Origin of the sequence: Campylobacter sp. US50a (assembly GCF_004379015.1) — a bacterium.
In the GTDB taxonomy this organism is placed as follows: Bacteria; Campylobacterota; Campylobacteria; order Campylobacterales; family Campylobacteraceae; genus Campylobacter_D; species Campylobacter_D jejuni.
The window spans coordinates 71644-89308 of the sequence record NZ_RYYJ01000009.1; the positions used below are offsets into that span (position 1 = coordinate 71644).

21 protein-coding genes and 1 pseudogene are annotated in these 17665 nt (G+C 29.5%); 21 read left to right on the forward strand and 1 reads right to left on the reverse strand.

All coding sequences use genetic code 11. The annotated features are described in order from the left end of the window. Nucleotides 1–30: 30 nt before the first annotated feature. The 21 genes from mqnP to ELQ11_RS07200 all read left to right on the forward strand — a co-directional run bounded on the left by mqnP (nucleotide 31) and on the right by ELQ11_RS07200 (nucleotide 16096). Nucleotides 31–915: a menaquinone biosynthesis prenyltransferase MqnP gene (gene mqnP / locus ELQ11_RS07100; protein WP_002860984.1), complete on the forward strand. Its 885-nt coding sequence runs from the start codon at nucleotides 31–33 to the stop codon at nucleotides 913–915. Continuing rightward, entirely contained in the window at nucleotides 906–1403 is a 498-nt protein-coding gene (locus ELQ11_RS07105) for a hypothetical protein (protein ID WP_044778713.1), read from the forward strand. Before mqnP ends, ELQ11_RS07105 begins: the two co-directional genes overlap by 10 nt. Beyond that, the gene (locus tag ELQ11_RS07110) at nucleotides 1400–1915 is read left to right on the forward strand and encodes a hypothetical protein (RefSeq protein WP_044778712.1); all 516 of its coding nucleotides are present in this window, start codon (nucleotides 1400–1402) and stop codon (nucleotides 1913–1915) included. The genes ELQ11_RS07105 and ELQ11_RS07110 overlap by 4 nt, the downstream gene beginning before the upstream one ends. Before the next feature lie 12 nt (nucleotides 1916–1927). Continuing rightward, nucleotides 1928–2890: a GTP 3',8-cyclase MoaA gene (gene moaA, locus ELQ11_RS07115; protein WP_044779785.1), complete on the forward strand. Its 963-nt coding sequence runs from the start codon at nucleotides 1928–1930 to the stop codon at nucleotides 2888–2890. Nucleotides 2891–2892: 2 nt separating this feature from the next. Next, nucleotides 2893–3636 (forward strand): 7-carboxy-7-deazaguanine synthase QueE, encoded by a 744-nt coding sequence (locus ELQ11_RS07120; protein WP_044779786.1) that lies wholly within the window; start codon nucleotides 2893–2895, stop codon nucleotides 3634–3636. Continuing rightward, entirely contained in the window at nucleotides 3633–4214 is a 582-nt protein-coding gene (locus tag ELQ11_RS07125; protein ID WP_002871513.1) for a 6-carboxytetrahydropterin synthase, read from the forward strand. Before ELQ11_RS07120 ends, ELQ11_RS07125 begins: the two co-directional genes overlap by 4 nt. After that, nucleotides 4214–4639: a cytochrome c gene (locus tag ELQ11_RS07130; protein WP_002871514.1), complete on the forward strand. Its 426-nt coding sequence runs from the start codon at nucleotides 4214–4216 to the stop codon at nucleotides 4637–4639. Before ELQ11_RS07125 ends, ELQ11_RS07130 begins: the two co-directional genes overlap by 1 nt. Next, entirely contained in the window at nucleotides 4639–5046 is a 408-nt protein-coding gene (locus ELQ11_RS07135) for a membrane protein (RefSeq protein ID WP_002851635.1), read from the forward strand. Before ELQ11_RS07130 ends, ELQ11_RS07135 begins: the two co-directional genes overlap by 1 nt. Before the next feature lies 1 nt (nucleotide 5047). Then, entirely contained in the window at nucleotides 5048–5704 is a 657-nt protein-coding gene (locus tag ELQ11_RS07140; RefSeq protein WP_002871515.1) for a 16S rRNA (uracil(1498)-N(3))-methyltransferase, read from the forward strand. Nucleotides 5705–5782: 78 nt separating this feature from the next. Then, on the forward strand, nucleotides 5783–5983 hold the full coding sequence (rpmE, locus tag ELQ11_RS07145; protein ID WP_002860977.1) for a 50S ribosomal protein L31: 201 nt from the start codon (nucleotides 5783–5785) through the stop codon (nucleotides 5981–5983). A gap of 2 nt (nucleotides 5984–5985) precedes the next feature. Next, on the forward strand, nucleotides 5986–6810 hold the full coding sequence (gene rsmI, locus ELQ11_RS07150) for a 16S rRNA (cytidine(1402)-2'-O)-methyltransferase (protein WP_002871516.1): 825 nt from the start codon (nucleotides 5986–5988) through the stop codon (nucleotides 6808–6810). A gap of 13 nt (nucleotides 6811–6823) precedes the next feature. Further along, nucleotides 6824–7507 (forward strand): 23S rRNA (guanosine(2251)-2'-O)-methyltransferase RlmB, encoded by a 684-nt coding sequence (gene rlmB, locus ELQ11_RS07155; RefSeq protein ID WP_052949919.1) that lies wholly within the window; start codon nucleotides 6824–6826, stop codon nucleotides 7505–7507. Beyond that, entirely contained in the window at nucleotides 7500–8438 is a 939-nt protein-coding gene (locus tag ELQ11_RS07160; RefSeq protein ID WP_052949917.1) for a hypothetical protein, read from the forward strand. Before rlmB ends, ELQ11_RS07160 begins: the two co-directional genes overlap by 8 nt. Beyond that, nucleotides 8432–9238, forward strand: a complete 807-nt coding sequence (locus tag ELQ11_RS07165) for a hypothetical protein (protein ID WP_052949914.1) — start codon at nucleotides 8432–8434, stop codon at nucleotides 9236–9238. The genes ELQ11_RS07160 and ELQ11_RS07165 overlap by 7 nt, the downstream gene beginning before the upstream one ends. Before the next feature lie 11 nt (nucleotides 9239–9249). Then, the gene (locus tag ELQ11_RS07170; RefSeq protein ID WP_002854656.1) at nucleotides 9250–10452 is read left to right on the forward strand and encodes an LL-diaminopimelate aminotransferase; all 1203 of its coding nucleotides are present in this window, start codon (nucleotides 9250–9252) and stop codon (nucleotides 10450–10452) included. A gap of 3 nt (nucleotides 10453–10455) precedes the next feature. Continuing rightward, nucleotides 10456–11703, forward strand: coding sequence for a homoserine dehydrogenase (locus ELQ11_RS07175; protein ID WP_044778705.1), 1248 nt, complete (start codon nucleotides 10456–10458; stop codon nucleotides 11701–11703). Beyond that, entirely contained in the window at nucleotides 11703–12041 is a 339-nt protein-coding gene (locus tag ELQ11_RS07180) for a YraN family protein (protein WP_044778703.1), read from the forward strand. The genes ELQ11_RS07175 and ELQ11_RS07180 overlap by 1 nt, the downstream gene beginning before the upstream one ends. A gap of 56 nt (nucleotides 12042–12097) precedes the next feature. Continuing rightward, complete coding sequence (gene trxA / locus ELQ11_RS07185; RefSeq protein ID WP_002778629.1) at nucleotides 12098–12412, forward strand: thioredoxin; 315 nt, start codon at nucleotides 12098–12100, stop codon at nucleotides 12410–12412. Nucleotides 12413–12545: 133 nt separating this feature from the next. Beyond that, a complete protein-coding gene (gene trxB / locus ELQ11_RS07190; RefSeq protein WP_052798022.1) occupies nucleotides 12546–13484 on the forward strand; it encodes a thioredoxin-disulfide reductase in 939 nt (312 codons plus the stop codon). A gap of 169 nt (nucleotides 13485–13653) precedes the next feature. Beyond that, nucleotides 13654–14370 carry a gluconate 2-dehydrogenase subunit 3 family protein gene (locus tag ELQ11_RS07195; protein ID WP_002871524.1) on the forward strand — a complete coding sequence of 239 codons (717 nt, stop codon included), beginning with the start codon at nucleotides 13654–13656 and terminating at the stop codon, nucleotides 14368–14370. 10 nt (nucleotides 14371–14380) lie between these two features. Continuing rightward, a complete protein-coding gene (locus ELQ11_RS07200) occupies nucleotides 14381–16096 on the forward strand; it encodes a GMC family oxidoreductase (RefSeq protein WP_134225221.1) in 1716 nt (571 codons plus the stop codon). Nucleotides 16097–16134: 38 nt separating this feature from the next. Here ELQ11_RS07200 and ELQ11_RS07205 read toward each other — a convergent pair. After that, a pseudogene (locus tag ELQ11_RS07205) lies at nucleotides 16135–17447 on the reverse strand (alkaline phosphatase PhoX). Between the last annotated feature and the right edge of the window lie 218 nt (nucleotides 17448–17665).

Below are 17665 nucleotides of genomic sequence, written 5' to 3' on the forward strand. Positions count from 1 at the left end.
TCATAGCAAAAAATATTTTAAAGTAGAAAAATGAACACATTCTGGATAAAATTTAAAGATATTTTAGAACTTGTAGTATTTAAGCATTCTATTTTTGCTTTGCCTTTTTTATTTTCCTCTATGATTGTAGCATCAAAACTTGCAAATGACACTGCTTGGTTTGGTTTTAAGGCATTGATTTTAGGCATTATTTGTGCGGTAAGTGCAAGAAATTTTGCCATGGCTACAAATCGTTTAATGGATGAAGATATAGATAAGGATAATCCTCGTTGTGCAAATCGCCCTAATGTCAGTGGAAAAATAGGCAGAAAAAGTGTATGGATTTTTATTATTATTAATGCACTTATTTTTATACTATGTTCTTATTTTATTAATACCTTGGCTTTTTATTTGTCTTTTCCTGTGCTTTTTGTATTGGCTATTTATTCAGCTTTTAAACGCTTTAGTTCTTTAGCGCATTTAGTTTTAGGATTTTGTTTAGGACTTGCGCCTATTGCAGGAAGCGTTATAATTATGGGTGAAATTCACATTTATAGCGTTATTTTATGTTTAGGTGTAACTTTTTGGACAGCTGGATTTGATCTGCTTTATTCTTTACAAGATATGGAGTATGATAAAAAAATAGGACTTCATTCTATCCCTGCTAAATTTGGCTCAAAGGCTACTTTATTTATATCAGCTTTTTGCCATATTTTAGCGGTATTATTTTGGCTTCTTTTTGTGTGGGAAGTTTGGGGTGTAGCACTTGGAAAAATAGCACTTACTGGGGTAATTATAAGCGGTATTATTTTAGCCTTGGAACATAAAATTGTTCACAAGAATTTTGCTCATATTGATAGAGCATTTTTTACTCTCAATGGTTATTTAAGTATTATCTTTTTTATTTTTATTTGGATTGATTTATTATGGAATTAACACTTTTTAAAGCAGGATTTGAAGCTCATTTAGAATGTTGTGAAATAGAAAATAACCGTTTTCTTGGAGAATACCTAAAACTTGGAGCAATTTCTCAAATTTTAAAATGGAAAAAACTTGCTTTACGCATTGATTTTGACGAGGGTGAAAAAATTATTTTTGATCTTCTTTTAAGTCTAAAAGAAGATATTTTAAGGCTTGAAAATTCTTTAGATAAAAATAAAGAACTTATACCGCTTAAGCAAAAAGGGGTAATAGAATCGTTAAATTTTGAATATCTAAATTTTTTGGATACTATTTTAGAAGAAGATAAAGAATATTATTTAAGATTTGATTTAAATAATCAAAAAATAGCTATTTTTATCAAAGCTCAAAATCAAACATTGGCAAAAATTATCAAAATTAAGCCTGAAGACAAAATGGCTTTTGATGCTTTTGTTGTTGAAATTCAAAGAAATATGATAAGAAATAAGAAAGGCCAAGAATGAGTGATGATGTACTTTATTTAGTTTTTATAATTGTGCTTTTAATTGCAATGCTAGCCTATATGAATATCAAAGAAAGAGAAAATAATGCAAAAATAGCAAAACTTCAAAATGTGATAGAAGATATTACCAAAGAACTTCATTATTTTCGTAAAGAATTAGGGGTTAAAGATGATAGTGAAGAGGATGAAGACTATAAAATCTCTCTTTTAAAAGAAGAAATTATGATTGAACTTGATAAACAAATCAGTTCAAAAATCACTCCTGTTTTAAGAACACTAAAAACTATGGAACATATCATAGAAGATTTTCAAAATGAACAACAAAATCGTCTTTTAAATTTGGAACAAAAAGCACAAAGCATGGCTAAACTTACACCAAATTACGATACAGAAGAACAAAAAATAGAAAATCTTTTCAAAGAAGGAAAAAGCATAGAACAAATCGCTAAAGATTTACGCATTGGCACTGGAAATGTAGAACTTGTCTTAAAATTTAAGAAATTAATAAAATAGAATGGAAAATAAATGCTTATAGATCAATTCGGTAGAAAGATAAATTATCTTAGAATTTCAGTTACACAAAGATGTAACTTTCGCTGCCTTTATTGTATGCCAAAAATTCCTTTCGATTATCAGCCAAAAGAAAATTTATTAAGCTTCGAAGAACTTTTTTTATTTGTTAAAGCAGCTATAGACGAAGGAATTGAAAAAATCCGTATAACAGGTGGAGAACCTTTATTAAGAAAAGATTTAAGTATTTTTATAAAAATGATTAGCGATTATAAAAGCGATATTGACCTTGCTATAACTACAAATGGATTTTTACTAAAAGACTTTGCTAAAGACCTAAAAAATGCTGGACTTAAACGACTTAATATTTCACTTGATACCCTAGATCACAAAAAAGCAAAAACTCTTGCACAAAAAGATGTATTAGATAGTGTTTTATCTGGAATTGATGAAGCTTTAAATCTAGATTTGAAAGTAAAACTTAATACTGTAGCTCTTAAAAATTTAAACGATGATGAACTGATATCTCTTTTGGAATTTGCAAAATCAAAAAAAGCTCAAATTCGCTTTATAGAATTTATGGAAAATACTCATGCTTATGGTAAATTACAAGGATTAAAAAGAGATGAAATTATACAAATTTTGAGTCAAAAATATCAAATTCAACTTATAAAAAAAGATGAAAAAGCACCTGTGAGTATTTACAAGGCAGATGATTATGAATTTGGAATTATAGATCCTCATAGCCATGAATTTTGCGATTCTTGCAATCGCATACGCTTAAGCGCTGAAGGCTTGTTAATACCTTGCCTTTATTTTGATGAAGCATTAAGTATAAAAGAAGCGGTTCGAAAAGGTGATATTAAAGCCGCTGTAGAAATATTACAAGAAGTATTAAGAAATAAACCAGAAAAAAATAAATGGAGTGTTGTTGATAATAAAACCTCATCTCGTGCTTTTTATCAAACTGGAGGTTAATTTTGCAACTTGTTGAAAGTTTCTTAAGTATTCAAGGAGAAGGTAAATATAATGGAAAATTAGCTATTTTTATGCGTTTTGCTGGCTGTAATTTCAACTGTTTAGGTTTTAATGTAAAAATATCAAAAAACAATAAAACTCTCATCGGATGTGACACGATAAGAGCTGTTTTCACAAAAGATTTTAAAGAAAGTTATGAAACTTTAAATGCTAATGAACTTTTAAAAAGAGTGATAAAATTAAAACAAGGCTTTAATCCTATAGTTGTTATCACAGGTGGAGAGCCATTAATCCATTATGAAAATCCTGAATTTATAGAATTTATCCAAATGTTATTAAAAAATAAATTCGAAATACACTTTGAAAGCAATGGAAGCATAGAAATTGATTTTGATAGATATCCTTTTTACAAAGAATGTATTTTTGCTTTAAGCGTTAAACTCCAAAATAGCGGGATAAAAAAAGATAAACGATTAAATTTTAAAGCTTTAAAAGCATTTAAAAATTACGCAAAAGATAGTTTTTATAAATTTGTTTTAGATGCCAATACCCTTGATAATTCATTTTTAGAAATCAATGAAATTCTAAAAGAAGCTCCAAATCAAATTTTTTGTATGCCTATGGGTGAAAATGAGCAAAATCTTAAAAAAAATGCTCAAAAAATTGCTGAATTTTGTATTAAGAATGGTTATAATTATTCTGATAGAATTCATATTCGTCTTTGGAACAATAAAGAGGGTGTATGATTATAAGAAAATTATTTGAATTTGAAAACGCACACATTGTTAGGTTTTGTTCTTCTAAGCGTTGCAAAAGTAGCATTCATGGACATTCTTACAAAGTTGAAGTTTTACTTGAAAGCAAATATTTAGATAATGCTGGAATGGTCTATGATTTTGGACTTTTAAAAACCTATATACGCCAAATTATTGATAGTTTTGATCATGCTATCACTCTTTTTAAATATGATGACGCAAAATATTTAGAAGAAATGAAAAAATATTCAAGTCGTTGGATTTGCCTGCCTGTTAATGTAAGTGCTGAAAATTTTTGTCGTGTATTTTTCATACTTATAGATGCTTTATTAAAACAAACAAAAATGATAAATGGGGAACAAGGAGTGACTTTACAAAGCATCATTGTTCATGAAACAAGAACAGGCTATGCACAAGGTTTTAGAGAAGATGCCTATAGTGAGCTAATGCCAAAAATTTCACTTCAAGACATAGAATTTTCCAATGGTATTAAAGCAGAATGGAATGATATAAATTTTTATAACAAATTAAAAAATAAAGAAATTTTTATAAATCCAAAGGAGATTTAATGCAAAAAGCTAAAATTTTAATTGCCTTAAGTTTTTTTTTATTAGTTTTATCTGCCTGTTCTAATGATGAAAAAAATATTTCCAAGACTCAAAATACAGATCAAGAAGTAGTTCAAATAGAACAAAACGATGAAAAAACAGAATTAAGCGACTCCAACCTGCCTTTACCTGTAGATGATGAAGCACAAAGTTCAGATGATGAACATGAAGCCAATCCTACTATTATCAACTCTTTATATAAACAAAAATGCGCCACTTGTCATGGAGAAAGAGGGGAATTAAAACCTAAAAACAGCACGGCCATTAAAACCTTGGGTAATAAAATTTTTATACAAAAAATAAAAACGATAAAAGATAAAAACCATAGTTTTTTAAGTGATGAACAAATTCAAAATTTAGCTGATTTTATAAACAAAGGAAAATAATGGATCAAAGTTACGAATTCTTTTTAGCTTTACATCTTTATAGTCTTTATGCGAGCGGTTTTTTAATGCTTTTTTATCTTATACTAACACAAGGAAATTTTAAAACCGAATTCATTTTTATTCGCAGAATACGATTATTTTTACCAATTTATTATTTATTTTTAGCTTTGATTATTTTTACAGGTTGTTTGTTATCAGCAATGAAACAATTTCAAATGAATGTCAATATCTGGGTAATGATTTTTTCTTGGATCTTAATTTTTGCCTTAGCAATTTTTCACTTTGTTTGTTTCAAAAAAGCAAGAAGATTTAGAAAATATGCCACTTTTAGATGGATTAGTTGTTTGATTTTACCTTTTGAAATTTTTTTATTGTTTTTGCCTTTTTTAATAGAAAGATATCTATAAAATGCAATTTTTGTATAACAAGCAAGCTGGAGAAGAGTTTATACAACTTCAAGGAGAAAATTTTAATCATTTAAAAGTAAGAAGAGTAAAGGAAAATTCGGAGCTAAATCTTAGAAATTTACAAGATAATTTTCTTTACAACTATACAATCACAAATTTAACAAGAAATTCTTGCACTTTAAAATTTTTAAACAAAAAATCACAAAATATAAAACAAAGTGAATTAAACTTAGCCTTAGCCATTATAGATATTAAAATTTTAGAAAAAACTCTACCTTTCTTAAATGAACTTGGAGTAAAAAAATTACATTTGGTTTTTACAAATTTTTCACAAAGAAATTTTAAAATCGATTTAGAAAGATTTGAAAAAATCATTATTTCTTCTTGTGAACAATGCGGTAGAAATACTAAAATGGATTTAATTATCCACCAAAGCACTCAAGAATTTGTTCAAAAATTTCCAAATGCAATTATGGTTGATTTTCAAGGAGAACAACAAAGTCATTTCGATGAAAAAGAATTATATTTTATAGGTCCCGAAGGTGGATTTAACAATGATGAGAGATTATTGTTTAACCGGAAAGTCTCTCTTAAAAGCTCTAATATTCTAAAAAGTCAAACAGCTATTATAGCTATAGCTTCAAAAATTTTGCTTTAACTTTTCTTAAATTAATCTCTTTTTTATGTTAAATAATTTATAATCACGGCTTATTGTTTTAATTTTTAAGGAAAACTAATGAAAAAAGAAATTCACCCAGAATACGTAGAATGCAAAGTAAGTTGTGCTTGTGGAAATACTTTTACAACAAAGTCAAACAAAGCAGAATTAAAAGTAGATATTTGTTCAAATTGCCATCCTTTTTTTACAGGTAGTGAAAAAATTGTAGATGCTGCAGGTCGTGTAGAGAAATTTAAGAAAAAATACGCAATGCAATAATTATGCTTTATTTTATTCCTACTCCCATAGGAAATTTAAGCGATATTTCTTTTAGAGCCTTAGAACTTTTAAAGACTTGCAATCTTGTGTTTTGCGAAGATACGAGAGTAAGTAAGTCTTTGATTTCATTATTAAATGCAAAATTTCACACTGATATACATATTTCTAAATTTATAGCCTTACACTCCCATAATGAAAAAGAGATTTTAGCAAGTATTGATTTAAAAATATTTGAAAAAAATGTAGCTTATTTAAGCGATGCAGGAATGCCAGGGATTAGTGACCCTGGCAAGGCTTTGGTAGAATTTGCACAAGAAAATAATATCGCCTATGAAATTTTACCAGGTGCAAATGCAGCCTTAGTTGCTCTTGTAAGCTCGGCATTTTGTCAAAAAGAATTTATCTTTATCGGTTTTTTAGCAAATAAAGGCAAAGAAAGACAAAAAGATATAGAAAAAATTTTAAACCTTCCTTATCCAAGTATTATTTACGAATCCCCCAAGCGTATTTTATCTTTGATAGAACAAATTATGATTCTAGATAGTCAAAGAGAAATTTTTTTAATTAAAGAAATCAGTAAAAAATTTGAAAAAAAATTTAAAGGCAATGCTAAACAGCTTTTTGAAATTTTAAAAAAATCTAATTTAAACGGTGAATGGGTTGTAGTACTGCAATCAAAAGAACAAAATTTTTTGCAAAATACTCTTTGTGAAAAAGATATTATGGATTTAGAGCTGCCTTTAAAAGCAAAAGCAAAATTATTATCAAAAATCAATGGAAAAAATGCAAAAGAAATTTATCAAAAACTGCTTTTAAGTCAAGATTAGGTAAAATCTTAAGATGATAGTTTATGGAAAGCAAATATTTTTTTATATTTTAGAATATCATAAAGATCGTATCAATGAGCTTTATTTAGCAAAAGAATGTGATAAAACTACTTTTTCCAAAATCGCAAAATCAGGTTTTAAAATCAAAAAACTTGATTTTAAAACTGCTCAAGCTTATGCGAAAGGTGGAAACCATCAAGGTTTTTTGCTAGATATTAAAGAAAGTTTTTTTGCGAATTTAAATGAGGTCAAAAAAAATGATTTTATTGTTATGCTTTATGGAATTAGTGATGTAGGAAATATAGGGGCTATCACGCGTACAGCTTATGCTTTAGGGGTTGGAGCTTTAATTTTTATTGGTGAAAAATTAGCCATGGAAGGAGTAATTCGCACAAGCAGCGGAGCGGCTCTTGATTTACCTATTGTGATAAGCAACGATGCTTTAAGTGTAATAAATGAACTAAAACAAGTGGGTTTTTATTTTTATGCGAGCGATGGCTCGGGAAAAGAAATTCACAGTGTAAAAATAAGCAATGGTAAAAAAGTTTTAGTTTTGGGGAGTGAGGGTTTTGGTTTAAGCTCTAAAATTGTAAAAAAATGCGATGAATGTGTGGGCATTGCGATGAAAAATAATTTTGATAGTCTTAATGTCAGCGCTGCTTTTGCAATACTTTGTGATAGGATGTTAAATGCTTAATTGGAAAAAAATACAAGAATTAAATTTAAAAGAAGTTGCAGCAAAAACACAAATTGAACTTGATTTTCTTGAAGCTTTAGCAGAAAAGAATTTTGCTGTTTTAAGTCGTTTTAATGTTAAAGGTTTTGTTAAAATTTTAAGCAGAGAATACGAACTCGACTTTAGTGATTTTAACGAAGAGTATGAAGCTTATCTTAGCGAAAACAATCCTACTCCACAAACAAAATCAAAAATGATAACCCCAAAACTAGATGCTTATAGTCAAAAATCCTCTAATGCTTGGCCTTCTTTGATTGTTCTTATTGTTTTAGTGATCATAGGAAGTGGAATTTACTATTTTGATACACTTAAAACTTTTTTCAAAGATGAACAAAATAATACTAGTACAACAGTTATAGATATCATAGGACAAGCACAAGAAAATTTAAAATCTTTAGGTGGAAATAATGTTGTTGTTATAGACAACAATAAAGCACAAGAAACAAATAAAACAGAGAGCGTTTTACCAATCCAAAACATCTCATTACAAGAAAATGATAAAAACATAAGCATAGAAAATAATATCAGTGAAAATAACACAACCTTACTTGATGAAGAAAAAAATACCCAAATCCAAGAAGACATAAATACACCAAAAACTGATTCTTTAAAAGAAGCACATTTTAAAACCTCTACCAAGATTTGGATAGGTTTGATAGATTTAAAAAGCCTTAAAAAAACAAGCTTTGTTAAAGAAAAAGATTTTAATATTTCTTTAGATAAAGATCAGTTAATTTTAACAGGAGCTGCAGCTTTAACAATGTTTGATCAAGAAAATAAAGAACAAAAATTTCCTGCAGGAATTTCAAAACGTTTCTTGATTAAAGATGGAAAAATTACAAGTATTTCAGCTGCTGAATTTGCAAAATTAAATAAAGGTAAAGAATGGTAAAAAAAATTATTATTCTTACTCTTTATGTTAATATATCTTTTGCAATCTCAAGTCTTGATTTGGCAAAAAATTTAGTAAACAATCCTAGTAAAAATTCTCAACTAGAATTATTATTTTCAAATAATTCTTACATAGATAAGAATGGAAATTGTGATATTGCAAAAATATCTCAAATATTAAAAACCAATTCTTTAATTGCCTTAACACTATCAAATCCTCAAACTCTGAGACTAAATTTTAAAGCAAAAGCTGATGAAGTTATGTTTTTTAAAATTTTATCCGATGTTTTAACAGATGCCGGATATATATATTTTATCCCTACAGATTTGATTTTAAGAGAAGGAAATATTGACTATACCATACAAGTAGAATCTCAATATATTTTAGATCCTGGAACGCTTTACAATCTCTTAAAAGAAAATTCTGTCTATATAAATAATATTAAGCGTATTGGGGCATATGATTATGAATATGATTTAAATTTTTCCAATGCTGTATTAAAAACCAATACAAATGTTAATTTAAATACTCCAAAATCATTAGAAAAGCCCCTTAAAGACTATGTGCTTGATTTAAAAAATGCTACAAATTTGATTATTGATGCAAATGATTTAGACAATTGGTTTCCTAAAATCTTCTTTTTAGATAAAAATCTAAATCTAATTAAAGCAGTAAAAAGCGAAAATAAAAATAATCATTTTTCAGAACTTATTCCAAATGGTGCTATATATGCTATTGTAAGCGATATGTATAGTTTAGATAATATACGCAGGGGTTTAAAAATCACACTTAAAAAATAAAGGATTAAGAAATGTTTGATGAAATCCGTTTTAATACCATAGAAAGACTTCCAAATTATGTTTTCGCAGAAGTAAATGCGATAAAAATGGCAGCAAGACGTGCTGGAGAGGATATCATCGACTTTTCAATGGGAAATCCCGATGGTAAAACTCCACAACACATTATAGATAAACTTTGTGAAAGCGCTAACAAAGATAAAACCTCGGGATATTCTACATCCATGGGGATTTATAAACTTCGCTTAGCAATTTGTAATTGGTATAAAAGAAAATATAATGTCAATCTAGATCCTGAAAATGAAGTTGTAGCTACCATGGGTTCAAAAGAGGGTTTTGTAAATCTTGCAAGAGCGATTATAAATCCTGGAGATGTTGCTATTGTGCCAACTCCTGCTTATCCTATACATACTCAAGCTTTTATTATAGCAGGAGGCAATGTAGCAAAAATGCCTTTAGCTTATAATGAAAAATTTGAGCTTGATGAAAATCAATTTTTTGAAAATTTACATAAAACTTTAAATGAAAGCATCCCGCGTCCAAAATATGTCGTTGTTAATTTCCCGCATAATCCAACAACAGTAACTTGTGAGAAAAGTTTTTATGAAAGATTGATAGCAACGGCAAAAAAAGAAAGATTTTATATTATTTCAGATATTGCATATGCAGATTTAACTTATGATGACTATAAAACTCCTTCTATTTTGGAAATTGAAGGTGCAAAAGATGTAGCGGTAGAAACTTACACTCTTTCAAAATCTTACAATATGGCAGGCTGGCGTGTAGGTTTTGTAGTAGGAAATAAACGCTTAGTCAGTGCGCTTAAAAAAATAAAATCTTGGTTTGATTATGGTATGTATACACCTATTCAAGTAGCAGCTACCATAGCTTTAGATGGAGATCAAACTTGTGTGGATGAAATCCGTGCAACTTATGATAAAAGAATGCACATTTTACTTGAAGCTTTTGAAAATGCAGGCTGGAAACTTCAAAAACCAAGAGCAAGTATGTTTGTTTGGGCAAAACTCCCTGAAAGCAAAAGACATTTAAAAAGTTTAGAATTTTCAAAACAACTTTTACAACGTGCTAGTGTTGCAGTAAGTCCTGGGGTAGGTTTTGGCGAAGCAGGTGATGAGTATGTAAGAATTGCTTTAATTGAAAATGAAAATCGCATACGCCAAGCTGCACGCAATATCAAAAAATATTTAAAAGAGTAAGTTATGAAAGTAGCAATTCTTGGTTATGGCACTGTTGGAAGTGCAGTGGTTAAATTTCTTTTAGAAAACAATAAACTTATTCGTGCGAGATGTGGGCAAAGCATAACTCCTGTGATCGCTCTTGCTAGAAGTCCTAAAAAAAACGCTTTAATTCCAATTACTCATAGCGTTGAAGAAATTTTAAATGCTGATGTAGATGTTTTTGTAGAGTTAATGGGTGGAGTGGATGAAGCTTTTAAAATAGTGAGTGAAATTTTAAAAAAGAAAAAAGCTGTTGTTACTGCAAATAAAGCTATGCTTGCTTATCATCGTTATGAACTTGAAAATTTGGCTAAAAATTTAGCCTTTGGTTATGAAGCAAGTGTGGCTGGGGGAATTCCTATTATAAAGGTTTTAAAAGAAGGTTTAAGTGCAAATAATATTTTGGCTATAAAAGGGATTTTAAATGGTACGAGTAATTATATTTTAAGTTCTATGAGTCAAAAAAATATGAGTTTTAAACAAGCCTTACAAATAGCTCAAAATTTAGGCTATGCAGAAGCTGATCCAACTTTTGACATAGAAGGACAAGATGCAGCTCATAAACTGCTTGTTTTATCAAGTATCGCTTATAATCTTAAAGCTAAACCTGAAGATATTTTGATCGAGGGTATTAGCGAAATTGCGCCTGAAGACATGTATTTTGCTAATGAGTTTGAATTTACCATAAAACTTTTAGGTATAGCCAAGGTGCGTGAAGATAAAGTAGAATTAAGAGTGCATCCTACTATGATAGATAAAGAAAAAATGCTTGCAAAAGTCGATGGAGTGATGAATGCTATAAGTATTAATGGAGATTTGTTGGGTGAAAGTTTGTATTATGGAGCAGGAGCAGGAGGAGAGGCCACTGCAAGTGCTGTGATTTCAGATCTTATGGATATAGCAAGAGATCAGGTAAAAGCACCAATGCTTGGTTTTGTGAATACTTTAGAATACGAGCTTTTAAGCAAAGATGAAATTTATACAAAATATTATTTAAGGGTGAAAGTTGAAGATAAAATAGGGGTTTTATCTAAAATCACACAATTGATGAGTGAAAATAATATTTCTATCGATAGTTTTTTACAAAAACCTAAAAAAAATGATGAAAATTACAGTACTTTATTTTTTACTACGCATTTAACTTATGAAAAAAGCATACAAAATTTGCTTGAAATTTTACGCAAACAAGATTTTATAAAAACCAAGCCTTTTATGATGCGTATAGAATAATGGGTGTAAAAGCTTATTTAGATGGAATTTTAGGTGAAGATAAGGCTTGTAAATTTTTAAAAAAACAAGGCTTTGAAATTTTAAAAAGAAATTTCCATTCTAAATTTGGAGAAATCGATATAATAGCCAAAAAAGATGAAATTTTACATTTTATAGAGGTTAAATTTACTCAAAATGATTATGAAGCTTCCGAGCGTTTGAATAGAAAAAAACTTGAAAAAATTTTAAAAACTATAGAATTTTATCATCTTAAAAATGGAATTTCATCGGATTTTCAAATTGATCTGATTTGCATTAAAAATGATGTGATACAATTTTGCGAAAATATAAGTTTTTAAGCTGATATTTAAAAAAATAAAATACAATTAGACAAAAATTAAAGAAAGGAAAAATTATGGGAAAATATATTGAATTAACAAGTGATAATTTTGCTCAAGCAAAAGAAGGTGTAGCTTTAGTTGATTTTTGGGCTCCATGGTGCGGACCTTGTAGAATGCTTGCTCCAGTTATTGATGAACTTGCAAATGACTTTGATGGTAAAGCTAAAATTTGCAAAGTAAATACAGATGAACAAGGTGATTTAGCAGCTGAATTTGGTGTTCGCTCTATTCCTACGCTTATTTTCTTTAAAAATGGTGAAGTTGTAGATCAACTCGTTGGTGCACAATCTAAACAAGCAATTAGTGATAAACTAAACTCTTTACTATAAACTAAAGGCTAGTATAACTAGCCTTCTTCTTAAAAATTTCAAATTTATACTAAATAATAATTTTTATTAACTACTATTAAGAATAATTTTTATATCATTATTAATAATAAAATTCAATATAAAGGAAATGTAAATGTTAGATGTAGCAATCATAGGTGGAGGTCCTGCTGGACTTAGTGCCGGACTTTATGCAACTAGAGGTGGTCTTAAAAATGTAGTAATGTTTGAAAAAGGTATGCCTGGCGGACAAATTACCTCAAGTTCTGAAATAGAAAATTATCCAGGTGTAGCCCAAGTTATGGATGGAATTTCTTTTATGGCTCCTTGGAATGAACAATGTATGCGCTTTGGTTTAAAACATGAAATGGTTGGAGTAGAACAAATTTTAAAAAATAGTGATGGAAGTTTTACCATCAAATTAGAAGGTGGTAAAACAGAACTTGCTAAAGCTGTGATAGTTTGTACAGGTTCAGCTCCAAAAAGAGCAGGTTTTAAAGGCGAAGATGAATTTTTTGGAAAAGGTGTAAGCACTTGTGCAACTTGTGATGGATTTTTTTATAAAAATAAAGAAGTTGCAGTTTTAGGTGGTGGAGATACGGCTTTAGAAGAAGCTTTGTATCTAGCAAATATTTGTTCTAAAGTTTATCTTATCCACCGCAGAGATGAGTTTAGAGCAGCTCCATCTACAGTAGAAAAAGTTAAGAAAAATGAAAAAATAGAACTCATTACTAGTGCAAGTGTAGATGAAGTATATGGTGATAAAATGGGTGTTACTGGGGTAAAAGTAAAATTAAAAGATGGTAGTATTAGAGATTTAAATGTTCCAGGAATTTTTACTTTTGTTGGTCTTAATGTAAGAAATGAAATTTTAAAACAAGACGATGGTAAGTTTTTATGCAATATGGAAGAAGGTGGGCAAGTAAGTGTTGATCTTAAAATGCAAACTAGTGTTGCTGGACTTTTTGCCGCAGGAGATCTTAGAAAAGATGCACCTAAGCAAGTGATTTGTGCTGCAGGTGATGGAGCTGTAGCTGCATTAAGTGCTATGGCTTATATAGAAAGCTTGCATTGATTTTTTCTTATTGTAGGCTAGAATTCCTAGCCTAAATCTTTATATCAACACTCCTTAAAAATATAAAATATTTTTTCATAACGTTTTATAAATATTATTAAATATAATTTAAATTATACTTAATTTTGTTACATAATTACACATTTAAAAAAATAAGGAAGGAAAAAACATGGACAAAAAACAAAGTCGCAGAAATTTTCTTAAAGCCTCATCTTTGTTTGCTTTAGTAGGTGCTAGCGCACCAAGTATGGTTTTTGCTCATACGCACAATCAAAACAATTTGAATTCTACTCAAAATTATCGTGCTAGAATTTTTTTTAATAATTCTGCACAACTTGATATTCTGAGTGAAGCAGTAGAAAGAATTTTTCCCGAAGATGATTTAGGACCAGGTGCTAAAAAATTAGGTGTAGCTATTTTTATAGATAATGAACTTGCAGGAAATTACGGAAGTGGAGCAAAAGATTATCGCTTTGGACCTTTTATACAAGGAAAGAAAAATCAAGGTTATCAATATCCTTTAACTAGAGCTGAACTTTTTAAAATGGGGGTAAATGCTTTAGATGAAGAAGCAAAACTTCGTTATAAAAAAGGCTTTGTAGAGCTTAGCGCAAAACAAAAAGATGAAGTCTTAAGAGCTTTTGAACAAGATAAAACAAAGGTTTCTTTTGGAGATAAGATAAAAGCAAGCGATTTTTTTACAGAATTAAGAAGCATAACTATAACAGGAGTTTATGCTGATCCAATTTATGGCGGCAATGCAAATATGCAAGCTTGGCGCATGAAAAAATTCCCAGGCGCTCAAATGACTTACGCAGCTCAAGTTTTAGATGGAGATAAATTTGAAGTGATAGAGCCTATTTCTTTGGCTGATATGTCACATTAAAGGAATACAAATGGCAAAAATACTTAAAAAAACAGATGTTGTTGTTATAGGTTTAGGTTGGAGTTCTTCTATTGTTGCAAATGAATGCGCTAAAGCAGGTATTAAAGTTGTCGCCTTAGAAAGGGGTGGACATCAAGATACTTCGGATTTTTTGGGTGCACATGATGAGTATAAATATGTAAATAATGCTGCAATGAAACAAGATTTAAGTAAAGAAAGTATATGTGTTAGGAATAATGATAATGAAATTGCTTTACCAATGAGAAAAAATTATGCTTTTGATGTCGGTAATAATGTTGGTGGAGCAGGAGTTCATTGGAATGGTATGAGTTATCGTTTTCTACCTTATGACTTTCAAATAAAATCTTTAACAGAAGAAAAATATGGCAAAAATAAAGTTTCTAAAGAATACACTATTCAAGATTGGGGTGTAAACTATGATGAAATGGAACCTTACTACGACAAAGCTGAAAAAATGATGGGAGTTTCTGGAGAAGATAAAAGTCCTTTCTCAGGAAAAAGAAAAAATTCTTATCCAAATCCTCCTTTAGAAAAAACAACTATGTTAAAAAAATTTGATGAAGCAACGAAAAAACTTGGATATCATCCTTGCATGGTTCCTGCTTCAAACTCATCTCAAACTTATACAAATCCTGATAAACAAAGCTTGGGAGCATGTCAATATTGTGCTTTTTGTGAGCATTTTGGCTGTGAATATGGTGCAAAAGCTTCTCCTATAGTAACAACTATACCTTCAGCTTTAGCAACTAAAAACTTAGATATTAAAACGCATGCTAATGTTTTAGAAATTTTGCATAAAGATGGTAAAGCTACAGGGGTAAAATTTATCAATACTTTAACTTTAGAAGAATTTATCCAGCCTGCAGAAGTGGTTATGCTAGGCTCTTATGTTTTCAACAATGCTAAACTTTTAATGGTTTCTAATATAGGCGAAATTTATAATCCAAAAACAGGCAAAGGAACTTTAGGAAAAAATTATAGTTATCAAATCACACCTAGTGTTAATGGTTTTTTCAAAGATCCATTTAATTCTTATCTTGGATCTGGGGCACTTTGCAATTGGATAGATGATTTTAACGGGGATAATTTCGATCATTCTAAACTTGATTTTATTCATGGAGCAAGCTTTAGAATTTCCCAAAATGGAGCAAGACCTATAGCATCAAATCCAATTAAACCAGGTACACCTTCATGGGGAGCCGAATTTAAAAAAGCTTCTATTTATAATTATACTCGATTTACTTATATTGGAGCTCAGGGTGCATCTATTCCTTATATAGGTAATTATTTATCCCTTGATTCAACTTATAAAGATGCTTATGGACTACCACTTATCCGCGTAACCTATAATTTTACCAAACAAGATAAAAATCTTTATAATTTTATGCTTCCAAAACTAAAAAGCATCATGCAAGAAATGGGAGCGCAAAATATTTACACTTCGCCAAAATTAGGAGATTATGGAGTAGTTTCAAATGGTTGGTATACTTCTACCCATATTGCTGGCGGAACTATAATGGGTACAGATAAAAGTACAAGTGTAGTTAATCCTTATTTACAACATTGGGATGTTAACAATCTTTTTGTCGTAGGTGCAGGAAATTTTCCACATAATCCAGGCTACAACCCTACCTTAACCTTAAATGCTTTAGCCTATCGTGCTAGTGAAGCTATTATAAAATATTTAAAAACTGGTAATTGCTAATGCAGTAATTAAATTCCAAGCCTTAAGCTTGGAATTTATTAGCTTCCTATCACTCCACCATCAAGTTTTCTTATCATCATTACACTCGATCTTGGCGTTTTTCCATAAGGAAAAGTACTACCTTTTAAACCTTCTCTTGGGTGTTGTATACCTACAAACATTGTAGTATAATCCTCACTAAAAGCAATCCCTGTTAATTCACAAGCAATAAAACCTGTTAAAAAGCGTCTGATTTCCCTATTTTTGGATTTACTGCTAGCATGCAGTTATTCCCATACCTTCGTATTCATCTTTATTAGATAAGATCCATCTATTTGCATCCAAAGTCTTCCATCTCTATCAAATTTAAGCTCATCAAGAGATAGGTTCTTGGTGGTTTTATTATTTGCTAGTATTGCAAATACTTCTTTAGAACCACTTTGCTTGTGGCTTGCTATCCATTTTCCCTATCTTTTAAAATCTCCCACTTTACCATTAAACTGTCCTATATACAAAATGCTTTCATCTAATAATTTTGCTATATTAGCACCTTTTTTATATTTGTGTTTACTAATAAATTTAAAAATAACTCGTCATTCACCCATATAAACCCGTCTTTTTTACGATAATTCCTATATTTACATGTTTAAACACCCTAAAGAAGTTCTTTTAAGGCATATTTTTATATTAAAAAGATTGATTTCATCGATATTTTTAGCTAAATCAAATATTTCATCAAAATTCTAAATTTTCACCTAAACTTCAAAAAATCGTCAAAATTTTCTTCACGGGTGATATAAGTTCCCTAAGGTGTTTGTCCATTTGCATAATTTGCAAAAGTTCCATGAATAAATTTTTCATTTTTTAAAACTTCTTTTTTAGCTGCTCACTTACTTGCATTTTAGTATTTGCATCGATTCTGCGGTTATACTTAGAGTCTAAAAACAGTCCAATCATCATCTTTTTTTCGATTTCTAAGATACTCACACCCACACTGGATTGATCATATAAAACATCTTCTTTGCTTAAATTTTTGCTATGGATGATTAAATATAATTTCAGGATTTATATATTCATTATTAACGGCTAAAATTGCTCTATTTTTTGAAAATGGAAAAAACTCATACCATCATCGTTATCTCTAAAAAACCAAATGAGCATTTTAACTACATTTATATCGATGATTTTATTTTCATCATAAGGTTTTGCTTTGCTAAAAAGTGGATCACCCAAAAAATTAAAACCTTTGCTTCATAACCTTGTGGTACTATAACTTTATCTTGTGTGCTTGCACTAACAGCTTTAAAACCTAGCAAATCTTTATCCTTGAGCATAGTAGCACTTAAATTTGAACTTGCAAAAAAGCCACCATAGAACCTAAGGCTGAACCTTTTAAAACAATCTTCTTTCCATTTGTTTTTACTTCATATTAAAATTTAAAACAATGGAAGTATAAAAATATTTAGAAACTTTTTAGAAATTTTGATGAAAAATTTAAATCAATAAGTAAATTTAGAGATGACTAGCTTTTTAGCTAGTCATCTAAGATTAAAACCTCTTCTTCTTAACATCTTCTAAGATATTATTAGC